The sequence below is a fragment of the Streptomyces anthophorae genome, assembly GCF_049310305.1.
Classification (GTDB): domain Bacteria; phylum Actinomycetota; class Actinomycetes; order Streptomycetales; family Streptomycetaceae; genus Streptomyces.
In genome coordinates this window covers 9269415-9286984 of the sequence record NZ_JBLWQQ010000001.1, presented here as the reverse complement: position 1 = coordinate 9286984, position 17570 = coordinate 9269415, and the positions used below count along the sequence as shown (strand labels likewise).

General features: G+C 71.9%; 19 protein-coding genes. 9 read left to right on the top strand and 10 right to left on the bottom strand.

Annotated features, from left to right (window positions below):
- Positions 1-51: 51 nt before the first annotated feature.
- The 3 genes from ACNYS0_RS42375 to ACNYS0_RS42365 form a co-directional block, all read right to left on the bottom strand.
- Entirely contained in the window at positions 52-336 is a 285-nt protein-coding gene (locus ACNYS0_RS42375) for a hypothetical protein (RefSeq protein ID WP_422482217.1), read from the bottom strand.
- 112 nt (positions 337-448) lie between these two features.
- Positions 449-919: an SsgA family sporulation/cell division regulator gene (locus tag ACNYS0_RS42370; RefSeq protein WP_422482215.1), complete on the bottom strand. Its 471-nt coding sequence runs from the start codon at positions 917-919 to the stop codon at positions 449-451.
- A 287-nt stretch (positions 920-1206) separates the two neighbouring features.
- Positions 1207-1413 carry a hypothetical protein gene (locus ACNYS0_RS42365; RefSeq protein WP_306321985.1) on the bottom strand — a complete coding sequence of 69 codons (207 nt, stop codon included), beginning with the start codon at positions 1411-1413 and terminating at the stop codon, positions 1207-1209.
- A gap of 130 nt (positions 1414-1543) precedes the next feature.
- Here ACNYS0_RS42365 and ACNYS0_RS42360 point away from each other — a divergent pair, with 130 nt between their 5' ends.
- Positions 1544-2017 carry a peroxiredoxin gene (locus tag ACNYS0_RS42360; protein WP_327665890.1) on the top strand — a complete coding sequence of 158 codons (474 nt, stop codon included), beginning with the start codon at positions 1544-1546 and terminating at the stop codon, positions 2015-2017.
- A gap of 6 nt (positions 2018-2023) precedes the next feature.
- Here the strand turns inward: ACNYS0_RS42360 and ACNYS0_RS42355 are convergent, their stop codons facing one another.
- From ACNYS0_RS42355 to ACNYS0_RS42345, 3 genes are read right to left on the bottom strand one after another with little or no spacing between them, the layout of a single operon-like run.
- Positions 2024-4078: an iron ABC transporter permease gene (locus ACNYS0_RS42355; RefSeq protein ID WP_422482213.1), complete on the bottom strand. Its 2055-nt coding sequence runs from the start codon at positions 4076-4078 to the stop codon at positions 2024-2026.
- Between the two features lie 4 nt (positions 4079-4082).
- The gene (locus ACNYS0_RS42350; RefSeq protein WP_422482211.1) at positions 4083-5066 is read right to left on the bottom strand and encodes an ABC transporter substrate-binding protein; all 984 of its coding nucleotides are present in this window, start codon (positions 5064-5066) and stop codon (positions 4083-4085) included.
- The gene (locus ACNYS0_RS42345; RefSeq protein WP_422482209.1) at positions 5063-5935 is read right to left on the bottom strand and encodes an ABC transporter ATP-binding protein; all 873 of its coding nucleotides are present in this window, start codon (positions 5933-5935) and stop codon (positions 5063-5065) included. The genes ACNYS0_RS42350 and ACNYS0_RS42345 overlap by 4 nt, the downstream gene beginning before the upstream one ends.
- Positions 5936-6078: 143 nt before the next feature.
- Between ACNYS0_RS42345 and ACNYS0_RS42340 the strand changes: the two genes are divergently transcribed.
- From ACNYS0_RS42340 to ACNYS0_RS42320, 5 genes are all read left to right on the top strand, one after another.
- A complete protein-coding gene (locus ACNYS0_RS42340; RefSeq protein ID WP_422482207.1) occupies positions 6079-6636 on the top strand; it encodes a Dps family protein in 558 nt (185 codons plus the stop codon).
- A gap of 131 nt (positions 6637-6767) precedes the next feature.
- Positions 6768-6932, top strand: coding sequence for a hypothetical protein (locus ACNYS0_RS42335; protein ID WP_422482205.1), 165 nt, complete (start codon positions 6768-6770; stop codon positions 6930-6932).
- Between the two features lie 98 nt (positions 6933-7030).
- Positions 7031-7519 carry an HPP family protein gene (locus ACNYS0_RS42330; protein WP_422482203.1) on the top strand — a complete coding sequence of 163 codons (489 nt, stop codon included), beginning with the start codon at positions 7031-7033 and terminating at the stop codon, positions 7517-7519.
- A 212-nt stretch (positions 7520-7731) separates the two neighbouring features.
- A complete protein-coding gene (abc-f, locus tag ACNYS0_RS42325) occupies positions 7732-9366 on the top strand; it encodes a ribosomal protection-like ABC-F family protein (RefSeq protein WP_422482201.1) in 1635 nt (544 codons plus the stop codon).
- 83 nt (positions 9367-9449) lie between these two features.
- Positions 9450-11087 carry an ABC-F family ATP-binding cassette domain-containing protein gene (locus ACNYS0_RS42320; RefSeq protein WP_422482199.1) on the top strand — a complete coding sequence of 546 codons (1638 nt, stop codon included), beginning with the start codon at positions 9450-9452 and terminating at the stop codon, positions 11085-11087.
- Positions 11088-11096: 9 nt separating this feature from the next.
- Here the strand turns inward: ACNYS0_RS42320 and ACNYS0_RS42315 are convergent, their stop codons facing one another.
- The gene (locus tag ACNYS0_RS42315; RefSeq protein WP_422482197.1) at positions 11097-11831 is read right to left on the bottom strand and encodes a nitroreductase family protein; all 735 of its coding nucleotides are present in this window, start codon (positions 11829-11831) and stop codon (positions 11097-11099) included.
- Between the two features lie 200 nt (positions 11832-12031).
- Between ACNYS0_RS42315 and ACNYS0_RS42310 the strand changes: the two genes are divergently transcribed.
- The 3 genes from ACNYS0_RS42310 to ACNYS0_RS42300 all read left to right on the top strand — a co-directional run bounded on the left by ACNYS0_RS42310 (position 12032) and on the right by ACNYS0_RS42300 (position 14523).
- Positions 12032-12367, top strand: a complete 336-nt coding sequence (locus ACNYS0_RS42310) for a hypothetical protein (RefSeq protein WP_422482195.1) — start codon at positions 12032-12034, stop codon at positions 12365-12367.
- Positions 12368-12439: 72 nt separating this feature from the next.
- Positions 12440-13021, top strand: coding sequence for a carbonic anhydrase (locus ACNYS0_RS42305; protein ID WP_422482192.1), 582 nt, complete (start codon positions 12440-12442; stop codon positions 13019-13021).
- 8 nt (positions 13022-13029) lie between these two features.
- Entirely contained in the window at positions 13030-14523 is a 1494-nt protein-coding gene (locus ACNYS0_RS42300; RefSeq protein ID WP_422482190.1) for a SulP family inorganic anion transporter, read from the top strand.
- Positions 14524-14586: 63 nt separating this feature from the next.
- Here the strand turns inward: ACNYS0_RS42300 and ACNYS0_RS42295 are convergent, their stop codons facing one another.
- The 3 genes from ACNYS0_RS42295 to ACNYS0_RS42285 form a co-directional block, all read right to left on the bottom strand.
- Positions 14587-14994 (bottom strand): RidA family protein, encoded by a 408-nt coding sequence (locus ACNYS0_RS42295; RefSeq protein ID WP_422482188.1) that lies wholly within the window; start codon positions 14992-14994, stop codon positions 14587-14589.
- A 65-nt stretch (positions 14995-15059) separates the two neighbouring features.
- Positions 15060-16397, bottom strand: a complete 1338-nt coding sequence (locus tag ACNYS0_RS42290; RefSeq protein ID WP_422482186.1) for an alpha/beta fold hydrolase — start codon at positions 16395-16397, stop codon at positions 15060-15062.
- A gap of 177 nt (positions 16398-16574) precedes the next feature.
- Positions 16575-17435, bottom strand: coding sequence for a Cof-type HAD-IIB family hydrolase (locus ACNYS0_RS42285; protein ID WP_422482184.1), 861 nt, complete (start codon positions 17433-17435; stop codon positions 16575-16577).
- Between the last annotated feature and the right edge of the window lie 135 nt (positions 17436-17570).

The following is a 17570-nucleotide window of genomic DNA, read 5'->3' as shown; positions in this document are numbered from 1 at the left end:
AGGGCCCTTCCGCACCAGGTGCGGAAGGGCCGGGTTCAAGGGTGCCGGGGCTCAGGCGGCGCATCCGCACTGGCCGCAACAGCCCAGCCAGCGGCGCAGGGCGGTGTGCACGGCGTCCGGGAGCGAGCTGAGCTGTTCGATCGCCTCCGTGTCGCCGGGCGAGGGCGCGACACCCGAAGCGGTGAGCACCGCGTGCAGTTCGAGGCGGCGCATGTCCTTCGGGTCCACTCGGGAGGGAAGGCGGTGCGCCGGGTCCGGCGGGGCCAGCAGCCAGTCGTCGGCCCAGTCGATGGCGCGCATCTGCTCGTCGTCCAGCCCGGTCGTGATGGTGTGCATGCCGGCCTCCTTGGTGGCGTACGCCGTTGTCTCGAAGGCAGAGAGCGCTCGGGGCCGCGCACCGGTTGCGGAAGGACCGCAGGATCACACGAAGGGCGCAATGCGCGGGTTATCACGCATTTCCGGCCCCCTCCGCCGAGCCTCCCTCGTCGAGGAACAGCTCCAACTCCCGGTCCATCGCGCCCTGATCGGCCTCCGCCCCGAACGGCACGAGGGCGTGACTGCGCTCCAGGTACGTGAGCAGGGCGCGGTGCCCCATCACGAAGCGGACCAGCTCGCCGGCCCGCGCGCCGCGGACCTCGATCTCCACGCTCAGCGGCGCGCCCTCCTGCGCCACGGGCCGCACCGTGACGTCACCGATGCCCGCCGTGCCGGTGAGCCCGGCCGAGAGCAGATCGCGGGACAGCGCCCAGCTCCCACCGCGCGCCTGGCTCTCGGGCACGACGACACGGACGACCAGGGGGTCGTCCGCGCTGTACCGCAGCTGAACCTCGCATGCGAGCCGCTCGCCGTCCGGGTAGGCGAGAACTCCCGCAGCCAGCGCCTCCAGGCGCCCGTACGTGTGCCGTTCGTCAGGGCTCACCCTGACCCACCTCATCCCTGCTGTCGCACCTGCGCGGGAGCGCTCCTCACTCCTTGCCCCGCGCCCGGCGGCACCGCCCGGTACGTGGGGTCGCCCGGCCCATCACCGCTCCCGCCGGACTGTGCTGTCATGCCATCGCCCGACAAGGGCGACATTCCAAAACCTAGGCCAAGGGGCATACACCGAGTGGCATATGCGTCAATGACCCGACGGCCTTCACAACCAGTTCGACGCGAAGGGCCGGCACCGCAGAAACGTTCGACCGCACCGCTCCCCCGCGACGGCGGTCAGACGTCGTCCTCCGCTCCGGGCAGGTGGGTGTCACCGTCCGACCAGTGGTTGATCCAGCCACAAGCGCCGCACGCGTAGCGGCCGTTGATGCCTGCCACCACGGTTCCGCAGCCACCGCACTGCTTCTCGGTGACCTGCTGCCCGGAGAGGAAGGCGGCAGCGGCCACTGCCGTCTCCACGTTCTGGTCATGCGACACGTCCATGAGCCGCCCCTACCCAGCTCGCACCGGCTCAACATCCCTGGGGCACATTCTGTTCGGTACCACTTACCGTCCGGTATACGTGAACGGCACACGCGTCTACCGTCGCGCACCGTCGAGCCCTGGAGGCCCCATGCCCACGTCCGCCCGGATCCAAGCCGGATCCGTCGTCGAGGACTTCACCCTGCCCGACGAGACCGGGGCGCCGACATCGCTGTCGTCGCTGCTCTCCGAGGGGCCGGTCGTGCTCTTCTTCTACCCGGCCGCACTCACCCCCGGCTGCACCGCGGAGGCCTGCCACTTCCGGGATCTGGCGGCGGAGTTCGCCGCGGTCGGCGCGCGCCCGGTGGGGATCAGCTCCGACGCCGTCGAACGCCAGCGGGAGTTCACGCAGCGGCACACCCTCGGGTTTCCACTCCTTTCGGACCCGGAGGGCGAGGTGCGCGGCCGGTTCGGCGTGGCGCGCGGGTTCGGGCCGCTGCCGACCAAGCGCGCCACGTTCGTCATCGGCACCGACCGGCAGGTGCTCGAGGTGGTCCGCAGCGAGTTCAGGATGAGCGCGCATGCGGACCGGGCCCTCGAAGTGCTCCGTACGAAGGCGGGCTGACAGGCCCTAGCGTCGCCCGCGGACCAGCAGGTACACGAAGTACGGCGTGCCGACGACGGCCGTCATCAGGCCCGCGCCCAGCTGGGCCGGGGCGATGACGGAGCGTCCGAGCAGGTCCGCGACGCAGACGAGGGCCGCGCCCAGGAGCATCGCGACCGGCACGACCCGCACGTGCTTGCGCCCCACCAGGGCGCGGGCCGCGTGCGGCGCCACGAGACCGACGAACCCGATCGTGCCCGCGGCCGCGACCGCCGTGGCGCTGAGCAGCACGCTGAGCACCAGGAAGCCGAGGCGTCCGCGCGCGAGGTCGAGGCCGAGGAGGCGGGGCGTGTCCGCGTCGAGGGAGACGAGGTCGAGCTCCCTCCGCCGGGCGACCGCGGTGACGGCGCCGACGACGAGCACGGCAGCGACCGGCAGCACGTCCGAAAAGCCGCGCCCGTACGTCGACCCCGACAGCCACACCAGGGCCTTGGTCGCGCTGAACCGGTCGGTCAGCACGATCAGGAGGCTGATCAGGGCCGCCGTCCCCGACGCGGTGCCGACGCCGACCAGGACGAGCCGGCTCTGCTGGAACCCGCCCTTGGCCGCGAGTCCGAAGACGACGGCGGAGGTCACGGCGGCTCCCGCGAACGCCGCGCCCGCGATGCTCCACGAGCCCGCGCCGGGCACCGTGGTGACCAGCAGGACGGCGCCGAGCGCGGCGCCGCCGGAGACCCCGAGGACGCCGGGTTCGGCGAGCGGATTGCGGGTCACGGACTGCACGAGCGTGCCCGAAAGGGCGAGCGCCGCGCCCGCGAACAAGGCGGCCAGGACGCGCGGCACCCGGGTGTCCAGGACGAACGTGATGGCCTGACCGGCCTGCCCGCCCGCCCAGTTGACGACGTCGCCGAGGAGCAGGCTGCTGTCTCCGAGGAGGACGCCCGCGACGGCCGTGCCGACCAGCACCGCCGTCAGCGCGACCACGGTGACCGCGAAGACCTTGCGGCTCGGGATGCGCATCCGGTCCGGCGGCGCGGCCGCGTCCCCGTCGCGCAGCCGCAGCGCCATCACGACGAGGAACACGGCGCCGACGACGCTGGTGACCACGCCCGTCGGCACGGTGACCGCCACCTGGGCGGAGGCCACGGCGCGCAGCAGCAGGTCGGAGCCGAGCACGAGCGCGGCGCCGACGAGGCCGGCGACGGGGATGCGCACCCGGTGCCGTACGAGCGCACGCACCCGGCGGGCCACCGGCCTGACCAGGGCCGGGGCGCACAGGCCCACGAAGCCGATCGGTCCGGCGAGGGTGACGGCGGCCGCCGAGATGAGCGCGGCGAGTACGACGGCGGTGACGCGGGTGCCGCGCACCGGGATACCGAGGCCGCGCGCCGCGTCGTCCCCGAGGGCCAGCCCGTCGACGCGGCGGGCGAGCAGCACCAGGCCGATGAGCGCGGCACCCACAAGGGGCGCCATGCGGGCCACTCCGGCGAAACCGTTCTGGGCGATGCTGCCCTGGTTCCACTGGTAGAGGCCCTCGGTCTGTTCGGGGAAGAGCAGGATCAGCGACTCGGTGGCGGCGCTCAGGCCAAGAGCGAGAGCGCTGCCCGCGAGGACCAGGCGGACGGTGGTGGCGCCGCGTCCGGCGAGGCCGAGCACGACGGCGGCCGCGGCGAGTCCGCCGACGAAGGCGACCGCGGAGGACGCGAACACGGAGACGGTCGCGCCGGTGGCCGCGAGCACGCCGAGCGCGAGGTACGAACCGGCGTTGACGGCGAGGGTGTCGGGCGAGGCGAGCACGTTGCGGCTGACCGCCTGGAGTACGGCGCCCGCCGCGCCGAGCGCCACGCCGACGAGCAGTCCGGCCGCCATGCGCGGCAGCCGGGAGGCGACGACGACGGAGGCGTCGCCCGCCTCGGCCTGCCCGGTCAGGGCCTGCCACACCTGGCGGGCGCCGACGTCGGCCGTGCCGTAGGTGATGTCGGCGACGGCGAGCACGGCGACGAGCAGCACGAGCCCGGCCGTCACCCCGACGGCGCCGAAGGACGGCGCCGTCAGAGTGCGGGGAGGTGCGGTGACGGCCACGTGCCTACTTCTTCGTCAGGGCGGCGACGACGCCGTCGATGTACTGCTCCATGGACTTCGGTCCGCCGAACAGCCAGGTGCCGTCGGGCAGCCGGTGCACGTCGCCGGACTTCACGAAGGGCAGCGACGTCCACACGGAGTTGTCGGCGAGGTCCTTGGCGAACACGTCGGAGCCGCCGGCCTTCTTGTTGCCGATGTACGTGAACCGCACGTCGTCGCCGAGCCCGGTGAGGCCCTCGACGTCGGTGGTGGCCAGGCCGTAGTCCTTGTCGCCCTTGAGCTTCCAGGCGTTCTTCAGACCCAGGTCCTCGTTGACGGCGCCGAGCAGGGAGTTGCCCGTGAAGGCGCGCACGGACACCTGGTTGGAGGCGGAGTAGCCGTCGGCGGTGGCGACCTTCGAGCCGTCGGCGCCCGCGTCCTTCAGGGCCTTCTTGCCCTCGGCGAGCTTCGCCTCGTACGCCTTCTTGGCTGCCTTCGCCTCGTCCTCCTTGCCGGTGGCCTTCGCGAGGGTGTCGAGGGTGTCGAACATCGTGCCGACCTGGTCGGCGCCGTCGGCCGACTTCACCTGGAGGACCGGTGCGATCTTCTTCATCTGCTTGACCGCGGAGGCCGACAGGTCGGTGGTGGCGACGACGAGGTCGGGGGCGAGGGCCGCGATGCTGTCCATGCTGGGCTCGCCGCGGGTGCCGATGTCCTGGGGCGCGTTGGTGAGCGGCGCGGCGGTGTCCCAGGCCTTGTAGCCCTTGACGTCGGCGACGCCCGTGGGGTCGACACCGAGGGTGACGAGGGACTCGACGACGTTCCACTCGGTGCCGACGACCTTGGTGGCCGGCCCGTCGAGGGTGACCTTGGAGCCGTCGGCCCCGGTCAGGGTGATCGGCTCGCCCTTGCGGTCGGGGTCGGTCTGCGCGGGCTCGGAGCTGCCGCAGGCGGACAGGACGAGGGCGGCGGCAGCGGCGCTCGCCGCGGCGATCAGGGGGCGTCTCATGAGGTGCTCTGGAGCCTTTCGCTTCTGCTGTGGTGACGGCCTATCGCGCGGGTGCGCAGCCGTCCGGTGAAGGGGTCGGTGTCGACGTCGACACGGATGCCGTACGTCTCGGTGAGGCGTTCGGAGCACAGAACATCCTCGGGGGCGCCGTCGGCGATGACACGGCCCTCGCTGAGCAGCGCGATCCGGTCGGCGACGGCGGCGGCCTGGTCGAGGTCGTGCAGGACGACGCCGACGGCGATCCCGCCGTCGTCCGCCAGGTCCCGCATGAGGTCGAGGAGTTCGATCTGGTAGCGCAGGTCGAGGTAGGTGGTCGGCTCGTCGAGGAGGAGCACGCCGGTCTGCTGGGCGAGGCAGCTCGCCAGCCACACGCGCTGGAGCTGTCCGCCGGAGAGCTGGTCGACACCGCGGTCGGCGAGGGTCTCGACCCCGGTCATCGCGAGGACCCGTCCCACGACTTCGGCGCCTTCGGCATCGGCCTGCCCCCACCGCCCCCGATAGGGGTAGCGGCCGAACTCGACGACGTCGCGCACGGTGAGCCCGCCCGGCGTGGGCCTGCTCTGCGTCAGCAGGGCGACGCGGCGGGCGAACTGACGGGCGGTGAGGTCGAAGCCGTCGGCGGCGTCGGACGTTCCCGCGTCGAGGCTCAGCGTGCCGTGCCGGGGCTTCTGAAGCCGGGCGACGGTCCGCAGCAGCGTCGACTTGCCGCTGCCGTTGGGGCCGACGAGGGCGGTCACTTCACCGGGCTTGAGGACGAGGGCCGCGTCGTGCACGACGTCGACTCCGTCGTACGACACGGTCACATGCTCGGCCGACAGTTCGTGACCGCGCGGACGAGGGGCGCTACCTGCGCGTTCACCAGATCTCACGTGCCGAAGGTTAGCCTAACCTTACCGATCGGGGAACCCTGGGTCCGCACCCCCGATCGGCGTCGATCAGGAATGGATCTCTCCTGCTGGGTAGTCCGTCAGGGCAGCTCATTGCGCTCGAAGTCCGAAGGGAGACACGCACCATGGCTCTGCGGAGCAACCCGAAGTACACCGTCCCCGGCCTCGACGTCTCCGAGGCGGGCGAGCTCATCGACATCCTGCAACTGCGCCTGCACGCCCTCAACGATCTGCACCTCACGCTCAAGCACATCCACTGGAACGTCGTCGGACCGCACTTCATCGCCGTGCACGAGATGATCGACCCGCAGGTCGACAAGGTCCGGGAGATGGCGGACGAGGTCGCGGAGCGGGCCGCTGCGCTCGGCGGCGTCAGCTGCGGCACACCCGGCGTGCTCGTCGCCGCGCGGACCTGGGAGGACTACAGCGTCGGCCGGGCGGACGCCCTCGCCCACCTCGGCGCCCTCGACGTCGTCTACACGGGCCTCATCGAGGACGTCCGCAAGGCGATCGAGCAGACCGGCGCGATCGACCTGGCCACCCAGGACCTGCTGATCGGGCAGCTGCGCGAGCTCGAGAAGTTCCAGTGGTTCGTCCGCGCCCACCTGGAGACGGCGGGCGGCGCCCTGCGCACCGGCGACGCCGACACCGAGACGGAGGCGGCACACCAGGCCGTACGGTGAGGCCCACGGACCCGAACGTGTGACTGCGCCCCGCCGGTGCACCCGGCACGCCACCGGGTGTGTCTACCGTGGAAGTTCGTCAATTGTTGAGCCGACGCGGCACCGCGCCGCGTCGGCCGTGAGGAGCTCTCATGTCCGACGAAGAGCCGCAGCGCACAAGTAAGTTGGGCGTCGAGATGCGGCAGGTGTCGCTGGAGGACGGCAGCGTGATGACGATCGTGTGCGACGCGGGACTGTCCGAGGCGGATGTCCGCTCCCGGGCGACACGGATCGCGGAGGACAACCGCCGGCAGTAGCGGGCCCCGGGCTCTTTGCCCGAGAGGCAAGCGAAATGCCCGCGCTTCAACAGTTTGTTTATGATCACCGGGTCCCCGCTCCCCTGCCCGGAGATCGCATGTCCACGCCCCCGTCCGCCGTCCCCCGACCGCACCCCCTGCACGCCCTGCGGGCCACCGTGTTCGCGATCGGCGCCCTGCTGGTGCTCGTCGGCGTCGGTGTGCTGCTGCGTCAGCCGCTCCTGATACCCCCGCTCGCCGCGAGCGCCGCCCTGGTGCACGGCGCGCCCGGGCTGCCGATCTCACAGCCGCGCAACCTCGTCGGGGGCCAGCTGATCTCGGCGGCCATCGGGTCCGCGACGCTCGCGGTGACCGGGAGCAACGGCTGGGGCGCGGCCGTCGCCGCGGGGCTCTCGCTGGGCGCGATGATGCTCACCCATCTCTCCCACTCCCCCGCGGCCGCCACGGCCGTGATCGTCGTGCTTCAGGCCCCGCGCCCGGTTCCGTTCCTGTCCCTGCTCGCGCTCGGCACCGCGCTGCTGGTCCTGGTCGGGCTGCTGCCGGCCAGGATCGGCGGACACCCGGTCCGCTACCCATTGAACTGGTGAGCGGACGTCCGTAGCTGTTAGTGTTCTTGGACCTTTCGCGTCTGGAGGAGAACGAACATGGCGGTGGACGACGACATCTCCGGGTGAAGACCCGGCTCTGACAGGCCAGCGGCCGGTGCGCGGATGCATCGCCGGTGTGGCCTCACAGTCGTCCCCTTTCCTGTTCCGGGCAGCCGTTTCGGCCTGTCCGTCTCCCACGCGAGGTCTCTTCCGTGTCCGACGCTTCCGTCGTCTGCTCGAACCTGTCCTTCTCCTGGCCCGACGACACTCCGGTGTTCGACGGCCTGTCCTTCTCCGTGCCGTCCGGCCGCACCGGGCTCGTGGCCCCGAACGGCGCGGGCAAGAGCACGCTCCTCAAGCTGATCGCCGGTGAGCTGAAGCCCACCGGCGGCTCGGTGACCGTGCACGGGGTGCTCGGCCATCTCCCCCAGAACCTGCCGCTGGCCGGCTCGCTCTCCGTGGCCGAGGTGCTCGGTGTCGCCGAGATCGTCCGGGCCATCGACGCCGTCGAGTCCGGAGATGTGAGCGAGGAGCACTTCACCGTCATCGGCGACGACTGGGACATCGAGGAGCGCACCCGCGCCGAGCTCGACTCCCTCGGTCTCGGCGCCCTGGGTCTCGACCGCCGCCTCGACACGCTCAGCGGCGGCCAGATCGTCTCCCTGGGCCTGGCCGCCCAGCTGCTGCGCCGCCCCGACGTACTGCTCCTCGACGAGCCCACCAACAATCTGGACCTCGACGCCCGGCACCGCCTCTACGACGTGCTGGAGCGCTGGAAGGGCTGCCTGCTCCTGGTCAGCCACGACCGGGCACTCCTGGACCGAATGGAGCGCATCGCCGAACTGCACCACGGCGATCTGCGCTGGTACGGCGGCAACTTCACGGCCTACGAGGAGGCGGTGAGCGCGGAGCAGGACGTCGCCGAGAAGAACGTCCGCAACGCCGAACAGGAGGTGAAGCGCGAGAAGCGGGAGATGCAGCAGGCCCGCGAGCGCGCCGAGCGCCGCGCGAGCAACGCCGCGCGCAACCTCAAGAGCGCCGGACTGCCCAAGATCTTCGCGGGGACCATGAAGCGGGGCGCCCAGGAGTCCGCGGGCCGGGCCGGGCAGACGCACGCGGCCCGCGTCGGCGACGCGAAGGCACGGCTCGACGAGGCGGAGCGCGCGGTGCGCGACGATCCGCGCCTCGTCCTCGACCTGCCCGACACCAAGGTGCCCGCGGGGCGCACCCTCGTCCTCGCCGAGCACGCACAGGTCCGGCGGGGCGAGCGGGATCTGTTCGCCGCCGACGGCGTCGACTTCGCGGTGCGCGGCCCCGAGCGGATCGCGCTCACGGGCCCCAACGGGGCGGGCAAGACCACCCTGTTGCGACTCGTGAACGGCGACCTCCAGCCGAGCGGCGGCAGCGTGAAGCGGGCCGACGGCCGGATCGCCTATCTGTCGCAGCGCCTTGACCTGCTCGACCCCGAGCGCACCGTCGCGGAGAACTTCGCCGCGTTCGCCCCGGCGCGCCCGGAGGCGGAGCGGATGAATCTGCTGGCCCGGTTCCTGTTCCGCGGCCCGCGCGCACATCTGCCGGTCGGGGTCCTGTCCGGCGGGGAGCTGCTGCGGGCCACCCTGGCCTGCGTGCTGTGCGCGGAGCCGGCCCCGCAGTTGCTGCTGCTCGACGAGCCGACGAACAACCTCGACCTGGTCGGCGTCGGCCAGCTGGAGAGCGCGCTCGCCTCGTACGAGGGCGCGTTCATGGTCGTGAGCCACGACGAGCGGTTCCTGGCCCGGATCGGAGTGCAGCGCGGACTGCGGCTCGCGGACGGCCGGCTCACCGAGGTGGGGGCCCCTGAGATGTGATCCCCCGGCGTGACGACATGGCCCGCCCCGCGGTGTACACCCGGCGGGCCCCACGGCTCATCACGTCGAACGGAACACATCTCATGGTTCAGCCCGCCCTCATCGCCCACGACCTGACCCGAACCTTCGGCACCCGCCGCGTCCTCGACGGTGTGTCGCTCACCGCGGCGCCCGGCCGCCGGATCGGCCTGATCGGCGAGAACGGGGTCGGCAAGTCGACCCTGCTGCGCCTGCTCGCCGGGGTCGACACCCCCGACTCCGGCAGCGTCGTCCGGCCGCCCGACCTCGGCTTCCTCCAGCAGGAGGCGCCCTACGACGGCACGCACACCCTCGCGGACGTGCTGGACGACGCGCTGCGCGAGACCCGCGCCGAACTCGCCGAACTCGACCGGCTCGGCGGTCGGCTCGCAGACACCCCGGAGGACTCCGACAGCTACCCCGAACTCCTCGACACCTACGGCCAGTTGCTCGAGAGCGCCCGGGAGCACGAGGCCTGGGACGCGGACCGGCGCGCCGAGATCACGCTGGCCGGTCTCGGCCTCGGGGCGCTCGCGCACACCCGGCCCCTGGGTTCGCTCTCCGGCGGCCAGCGCGGGCGGCTCGCCCTGGCCGCACTGCTCGTACGCCGTCCCGCCGCGCTGCTGCTCGACGAGCCGACGAACCACCTCGACGACGCCGCGGCGCTGTTCGTGGAGGAACAGGTGCGGGCGCTGCCCGGCGTGGTGGTCCTCGCCAGCCACGACCGGGCGTTCCTCGACGCCGTCTGCACGGACCTCGTGGACCTCGATCCGGCGGTGGACGGTCCCGTGCGGTTCGGCGGCATCTACAGCGCCTACCTCGCGGAGAAGCGGGCCGAGCGGGAGCGGTGGGAGCGGCGGTTCGACGAGGAGCAGGAGGAGTTGGTTGCGCTGCGGCACGCGGCGGGTGTCTCGGCGCGCCGTGTCGCCCCGGACCGCGGTCCGCGGGACAACGAGAAGATGGGCTACGGCGTCCGCGCCAACCGGGTGCAGAGCCAGATCTCCCGCCGGGTCCGCAACGCGACCCGGCGCCTGGAGGACCTGGAGCGCGGCCAGGTCGCCGCGCCCCCGCCACCACTGCGCTTCCGGCCCGACCGCCTCACCGACCTGCGCGCCGATGACATCGACGAGCCGCTGGTGTCCCTGCGCGCGGTTCAGGTGCCCGGGCGGCTGGCACTGGACCGCCTCGACGTGACACCCGAGGACCGGCTCCTGGTCACCGGCGCCAACGGCAGTGGGAAGTCGACCCTGTTGGCGGTCCTGGCCGGGCGGTTGCCCGCTCGGGGCGAGATACAGCGGCGCCCCGGCCTGTCGGTGGGGATGCTCGCCCAGGACTCCGTGTTCGAGCGGCCCGAGCTGACGGCCCGGGACACGTACACACGGGAGCTCGGGTTCGCGCGGGCCGAGGCCGTGCCGTTGGCGGACCTCGGCCTGCTGCGCCCGGCCGACCTCGCCAAGCCCGTGGGCCGGCTGTCGGTCGGCCAGCGACGCCGGCTCGCGCTCGCGCTGCTCGTCGCGGACCCGCCGGAACTGCTGCTGCTCGACGAGCCGACCAACCATCTGTCCCCCACGCTGTGCGACGAGTTGGAGGACGCGCTGGGCGCGGGTCCCGGCGCCATCGTCGTCGCCTGCCACGACCGCTGGCTGCGGATGCGCTGGAAGGGCCGCGAGATCCGGCTCGACCGGGGCGCGGCCGACGGGTGAGCGCGGGGCCTACCAGCGGTCGCGGTGCACCACGTCCGCGACGGGCCTGCGGCGCACCGGGCCGAACCGGCCGAGCGGCCAGCCGATCGGGATGGCGGCGAACGTCCGCATGTCGTCGGGGATGCCGAGCGCGGCCTTCCACTCGTCCTCCAGCATCAGGTGCCAGATGGTGATGTTGGCGGCGAGGCCGAGGCCGCGCGCGGCGAGCAGCAGGTTCTGTACGCCGGGGTACACGCAGGAGCCCTCCGCGAGCGCGGCGAAGCGCTCCTGCGTGCTCGCTATCGTGGCGGCCGCCTCGGGGCCGAGTGCGGTGACGGAGGCGAGCAGCCCCTCGTCGTCGACGCGCGGCGGCGGGAACTGGTAGCAGGGGATGACGAGCGCCGGCGTCTCGGCGAAGTGGTCGCGCTGGTACTCGATGGCGGCGACCATCCGCGCGTACGCCGCCTCGTCCATGCCCTCGGGGGCGTACTTGCCGGTGGTCGCCAAGTAGGCGTCCACACAGCGCCTCCACAATGGTTCCAATTCGGCCATGACCGCCGGATCGGTGACCACGACGTATTCGTAGCGCTGCATATTGCCGCCACTGGGTCCCCACACGGCTGCCTGAATCAGCCTTTCCAGCATTTCGTCGGGAACCGGTTCCGGGCGCAGCCTACGCATGGCGCGCATCGTGGCCATGGTGCCGAACAGGGTTGTGTCGTCGGGGATTTGAGGTGTCTCGGTGTCTGTCGCCGTGTGAGTCATGATCGCGAGTGTAGGGGTGTCATTCGCGCCAAAACACCCGCATCTTTCACCCATCCTTTGAGACGAAACACCCAGTTAACCCACGAGCCACCTTTGCAGAGTTAACCTGTCTCTTGACCATCAGTTGACCGTACGTTGACGAGTTCTTGGCGAGAGAGGCGTGAGGGGGGAACATGTCCCGAGGTGGGAAGAGGCGCTCAGTGGTGGCCCTTCTGTTCGCCGTACTGCTCGCGCTTCCCCTGCCCGCGTCCGCACAGGCGTTCGCTCCCGCACACACCCCGGCCGCGACCCCGGCCGAGGTGCGGGCCTGCAACGGCGAGGTGTCGGCCCCCCAGGGCCCGGCCGAGGTGATCCGCGGCCGCGACCGGCACCGGGCGGCAGCGCGCACGGGTCAACTCCCGTACCCGTGCACCCAGTCACCGGTGCCCGACGGCCCCTCCGCGCACGCACACACCTCCTCCCGCGCCTCGTACACCCGCCCGGACAGATCCATCGACGAACTGTCAGCGGCTTCCCTCCAGGTGTTTCGCTGCTGACAGGCACAGCTGTTCCGACCTGTCCTGCCCGTCCGACGCGCCATGCAGGCGCGCCAGGAGGAATCACCACACATGCAGCCCCTCATCGACAACGCCCGTACCTTCGGCTCGCGCCCTGAGGAGTTCGCCAGTCACGCCGACGGCCAGTCCCCGCAGGTACTCTTCATCACCTGCTCCGACTCTCGCGTCGTGCCGGCCCTGATCACGGGCGCGCGCCCCGGTGAGCTGTTCGAGCTCCGCACCGCGGGCAACATCGTGCCCCCGTACACCAGCGGCAGCCCCAGCGGGGAGACCGCCACCATCGAGTACGCCGTGGAGGTCCTCGGCGTCCAGGACATCGTCGTGTGCGGTCACTCGCACTGCGGGGCGATCGGCGCGCTGGTGCGCGGCGACGACCTCGCGGCCGTACCCGCCGTCCGCGACTGGCTCGCGCACGCCGCGGACGAGCCGGGAGCGTGCGACCCCGCCGATGTCACGGTCTCCGAGGCCGTTCAACAGCACGTTCTCGCCCAGCTGCTGCGGTTGCGCTCCTACCCGTGTGTGGAGCGCCGGCTCGCCGACGGCCGCCTCACCCTGCGCGGCTGGTACTACGAGGTGCACACCGGCGGCGTCCGCGAACACCGCGTCGACAGCGACGCTTTCGAGACTCTGTGAGCGCCGCCATGACCGATACCACCCCCCACACCCGAACCCCCAAGTCCGCCCCCAAGTTCCCGCACCTCAAGGCGGACTTCACCGCCTCGCTCGTCGTGTTCCTCGTGGCACTGCCGCTGTGCGTCGGTGTGGCCGTCGCCTCCGGTGTGCCCGCGGAACTCGGCCTGATCACCGGCATCGTCGGTGGCATCGTCACCGGCCTGATGCGCGGCAGCAGCCTCCAAGTGTCCGGCCCTGCCGCCGGGTTGACCGTGCTCGTGTACGAAGCGGTGCGCGAGTTCGGTCTGCCGGTCCTCGGTGTCATCGTGCTGGCCACCGGCCTGCTCCAGGTCCTCATGGGCGCGCTGAAGGTCGGCCGCTACTTCCGGGCCATCTCGGTCTCGGTCGTCGAGGGCATGCTCGCCGGAATCGGTCTGGTCCTGATCGCGGGCCAGATGTACTCGGTGCTCGACGCCAAGGCCCCGGAGTCCGGACTCGGCAAGATAGCGGGGCTCCCGGAGGCGTTCATCGACGCGCTCGGCAGCACGAGCGCGCTGGCCTCGCTCGCCCTGGGCGCCGGGACCGTCGCGGTCCTGGTGTGCTGGAAATACATGCCGCGCAAGGCCCGCGTGGTTCCGGGTCCGCTCGCCGCGGTGGGCCTCGCGATGCTGGCGGCGTTCGTGTTCGACGCGCCCGTCACCATGGTCGAGGTCAACGGTCTGCTGGGTTCGATCCAGCCGCCGCCCCTCGACGCGTTCGGTGAGCTCGCCGCCGTCGGTGTGCTCGGCACGATCGTGGCGTTCACGCTCATCGCGTCCGCCGAGTCGCTGTTCAGCGCGGCGGCCGTGGACCGGATGCACGACGGTCCGCGCACCCAGTACGACAAGGAACTGCTCGCGCAGGGTGCGGGCAACGCGGTGTGCGGTGTGCTCGGCGCACTGCCGATGACCGCGGTGATCGTGCGCAGCTCGGCCAATGTGCAGGCGGGCGCCAAGACCAAGGCCTCGCGTGTCATGCACGGTGTGTGGCTGCTGCTGTTCGCGGCGCTGCTGCCCGCGCTGCTCGCCTACATCCCCATCCCGGCGCTCGCGGGTGTGCTCGTGCACGCCGGGGCGAAGCTGGTGCCCGTCCGGGCACTGGTGCCGCTGTGGCGCGAGCATCGCGGTGAGGCGCTGATCCTGGGCGTCACCGCGGTGTCGATCGTGGCGGTCAGCATGTTCGAGGGTGTGCTCATCGGCCTCGCCCTGTCGGTCGTGAAGACCGCCTGGGAGGCCTCGCACATCAAGCTGGAGGTCATAGACAAGGGCGCGGGTCCGGTGCAGGCACACCTGTCCGGCAACGCGACCTTCCTGAAGCTGCCGAAGATCCTCGACAGCCTGGAGGCGCTCCCGCAGGACCGGCCCGTGGAACTGAACCTGACCGGACTCCACCACCTGGACCATGCGTGCCGCACGGCCCTGGAGAACTGGGCGGAGCGGCACAGTTCGGCGGAGACGGAGCCGGTGAAGGTGACATCGGCCTGATCGGTTCGAGACGCATCGGCCCCGACTCCCGTGTCCTGCACGGGAGTCGGGGCCTTCGCACTCTCAGTCGACCACCGCGGCGACCGCCTCGACCTCGACGAGCTGGTCCGCGTAGCCGAGCACGGTGACACCCATCAAGGTGCTCGGCACGTCGTGGTCGCCAAAGGCGTCACGCACCACCTGCCAGGCCGTGACCAGGTCCTCCCGCCGGGTCGACGCGACCAGGACGCGGGTACTGATGACGTCGTCGAGGACCGCGTCGGCCGCGTCGAGGGCGACGCGCAGGTTCGCGACGCACTGCGCCGCCTGACCCGCGTAGTCACCGACCGAGACGGTCGACCCGTCCTCGGCCAACGGGCAGGAACCGGCGAGGAAGACGAGCCGCGCCCCGGCCGGCGCGGTGGCCGCGTAGGCGTACTCGGCGACATCGGAGAGGGCGTCGGAACGGATCAGGGTGACGGCGCGGGGCACGGGGTTCCCTTCGGGCGGATGCGGCGGGCGGTCATCGTGCCACGGCCCCGCACCCGCCCGCGCGGTCATTTCTGCGACGGGAGCTCGGCACACGTGGAAGTGGCCGGTTCGCCCGACAGGCGGTCGGTGAGCCAGTTGATCGCAGGTCCCTGGTCGGTGAGCAGCGGGGCGAAGTGGTTGATCAGCGCGCGGCCGACGTCGGGGATCTTCACCGGCTTGTACGTGACCTGGGCGCCGCGCCCGCACCAGTCGACGGCCAACTGGCGTGCCTGGCCGTGCGGGACGAGGTTGTCGCTCACTCCCGTGGCGACGCGGACCGGGCTCTGCGGCTCGATGTCGCCGATGCGCTGCTGGGCGAGGAATTCCTGGAGGCGCGGTTCGGCCTTGATGATCTCCTCGAGGCTCTTGCCGTCCTTCGTCCAGTCCGAACTCTTCCGGGACGAGTAGCCGAGGATGGCGTCGCCGACGCACGCCGTGGAGAGGTCCTTCAGGGCGGCCCGGCCCTTGTCATTGAGGTGCTTGTCGGCGATGGCCCGAAGCTCCGGGTCGGATTGCAGGAACCCGTTGAGCGACCAGCCGAGCGCGCCGACCAGGTCGGTGCCGTCGATGGCCTTGGTCGTCGCGGTCAGGTCGGCGGGCGGCGCGCCCGCGTAGGTGCCGGAGAGCGTGACATCGGGCGCGTAGGTGGGCTGGAGTTCGGCGGCGGCCGCGGTCGCACCGCCGCCCTGGCTGTAGCCGAAGAGACCGACGCGCGAACCGGTGGTGATGGTGGCGGACTTGAGGGCGCGGGCGGCGCGCACGGCGTCGAGCACCGCGTGGGCCTCGTCGAGCCGGTTCACGTAGGTGTGCAGCCGGTCGGTGGTGCCCAGGCCGATGTAGTCGGTGACGACGACGGCGACGCCCTTGGCGAGGAGCCGGTAGATCGCCAGGTCCTCGTAACCGGCCACCAGGGTCTGCCCGTTGAACCGGACCGGGTGCTCCAGGCCCATCGACGCGGCGCACTGGTCGCCCTGCCCCTGTGTACCGGGGGCGAGCGCCACGAGCGGACGGGGGCCCGCACCGCGCCACTTGGCACTGGGCTCGATGTACGCGCCCGTGGACGCGGCGGGCTTCCCGTTGGAGTCGGTGGTCCTGTACATGATGCGGGTCGCCCTGCCTGGCAGCGGGCCGTTCAGGCCGGGCAGGCCGAGGGCGAGCGGGAGCCCTTCGCTGCGGATCAACGCCCCGTTGTCGCCGGGCAGTTCGGCGGGCGGGTTGTAGAACGCGGGGATGGTGACACCGCGCGAGACCGTGTCGCCGGAGTCGCCCGCTCCGGTGGCGGCCGCGGCGGGCGCCGCCTGGGCGCCGACACACGCGGCGACGGTGACGGCGGCGGCCAGCAGGCGGGTGGGGGCGGCGGGCATGGCGAACCTCCGGTCTACGGGCGGGGGTTCACCCCCGCCTGGCGGCTGTCGGCCGGAACTTCGGGCAGGCCGACGACGCGCTCGAGGCGGTCGTCCCACCGCCACCACGCGCCTTGCCGGACGTTATCCAGATCACCGTTACCGCGGGTAGCGCCGGGAAGGTTACGGTTCAGTAATTTACGCCTGCACCGTGAGTCCGAGCACGTCGCGGACCGTTCGCACGACGCCGTTCTCGGTGTTGGCCGGGGCGCGCAGACGGGCGCGGGCGAGGACGTCGGGGTGGGCGTTGGCCATGGCGTAGGACCAGTCGGCGGTGTCCAGCATCTCCAGGTCGTTGCGGTAGTCGCCGAAGACCATGGTCTGCGCGGGCGTGATGCCGAGGGCGTCCTGGAGCCTGCGGACGGCGGCGCCCTTGTTCGCGGCCGGGTTCATGACGTCGATCCAGTGGTGGCTGGAGACGACGACCTGGTGCGAGTCGGCGAGCGGGGCCAGGAGCGGGGCGGTGGTGTCCTGCGCGCTGCCGAAGTCGAAGAGCGCGACCTTGACGAATTCGTCCTCGACGGCGGTGGCGTCGTCGACGATCTCGTGGGCGGCGTAGTACGTGCGGACCTGCGCCATGAAGGCCTCGTCGGAGCGCTCCACGTACGCGGACCGCTTCCCGCAGACGACGACGCCCGCGTCGGCCCCGCCCTCGTGGACGAGCTCGCGCATCGACTTCACGATCCACTCGACGACGGACGGCTCCAGCGGGTCGGAGCTGAGCTCGGCGCCCCCGCGCACGACGTACGCGCCGTTCTCGGCGACGTAGACCATGCCGCCGTCGTCCACGGCGTCGAACTGCGCGGCGAGGGTGGCGTACTGCCGGCCGCTGGCGGGGCAGAAGGCGATGCCGCGGTCGCTCAGTTCGGTCAGGAGCGGCCACAGGGAGTCCGGCACGTTTCCGTCGCCGTCCAGGAGCGTGCCGTCCATGTCGGTGACGACCAGGCGGATGTCGGGCGGGGTGCTGGTGGCCGTCGGCCGGTGATGCTGGACGTTCACGGTGGTTCCTGGTTCGGTGGTGCGGTGTGCGGGGCGGCGGAGCACGGCCCCGCCGCGTCATGCCACCAGTGTATGGAGGGGCCTTGCCCAGGGGTTTCGCGCCCTCCGGGGCTCCCCCGGCGCCCCCGCCCCGGG

Bases quoted from the DNA above. Each gene is read 5' to 3' on its own strand.
- ACNYS0_RS42335 (WP_422482205.1), top strand. From the start codon at position 6,768: ATGTCCGACGAAGAGCCGCAGCGCACAAGTAAGTTGGGCGTCGAGATG.
- ACNYS0_RS42365 (WP_306321985.1), bottom strand. From the start codon at position 1,413: ATGGACGTGTCGCATGACCAGAACGTGGAGACGGCAGTGGCCGCTGCC.
- ACNYS0_RS42315 (WP_422482197.1), bottom strand. From the start codon at position 11,831: ATGACTCACACGGCGACAGACACCGAGACACCTCAAATCCCCGACGAC.
- ACNYS0_RS42305 (WP_422482192.1), top strand. From the start codon at position 12,440: ATGCAGCCCCTCATCGACAACGCCCGTACCTTCGGCTCGCGCCCTGAG.
- ACNYS0_RS42340 (WP_422482207.1), top strand. From the start codon at position 6,079: ATGGCTCTGCGGAGCAACCCGAAGTACACCGTCCCCGGCCTCGACGTC.
- ACNYS0_RS42375 (WP_422482217.1), bottom strand. From the start codon at position 336: ATGCACACCATCACGACCGGGCTGGACGACGAGCAGATGCGCGCCATC.
- ACNYS0_RS42300 (WP_422482190.1), top strand. From the start codon at position 13,030: ATGACCGATACCACCCCCCACACCCGAACCCCCAAGTCCGCCCCCAAG.
- ACNYS0_RS42330 (WP_422482203.1), top strand. From the start codon at position 7,031: ATGTCCACGCCCCCGTCCGCCGTCCCCCGACCGCACCCCCTGCACGCC.
- ACNYS0_RS42290 (WP_422482186.1), bottom strand. From the start codon at position 16,397: ATGCCCGCCGCCCCCACCCGCCTGCTGGCCGCCGCCGTCACCGTCGCC.
- ACNYS0_RS42320 (WP_422482199.1), top strand. From the start codon at position 9,450: ATGGTTCAGCCCGCCCTCATCGCCCACGACCTGACCCGAACCTTCGGC.
- ACNYS0_RS42360 (WP_327665890.1), top strand. From the start codon at position 1,544: ATGCCCACGTCCGCCCGGATCCAAGCCGGATCCGTCGTCGAGGACTTC.
- ACNYS0_RS42350 (WP_422482211.1), bottom strand. From the start codon at position 5,066: ATGAGACGCCCCCTGATCGCCGCGGCGAGCGCCGCTGCCGCCGCCCTC.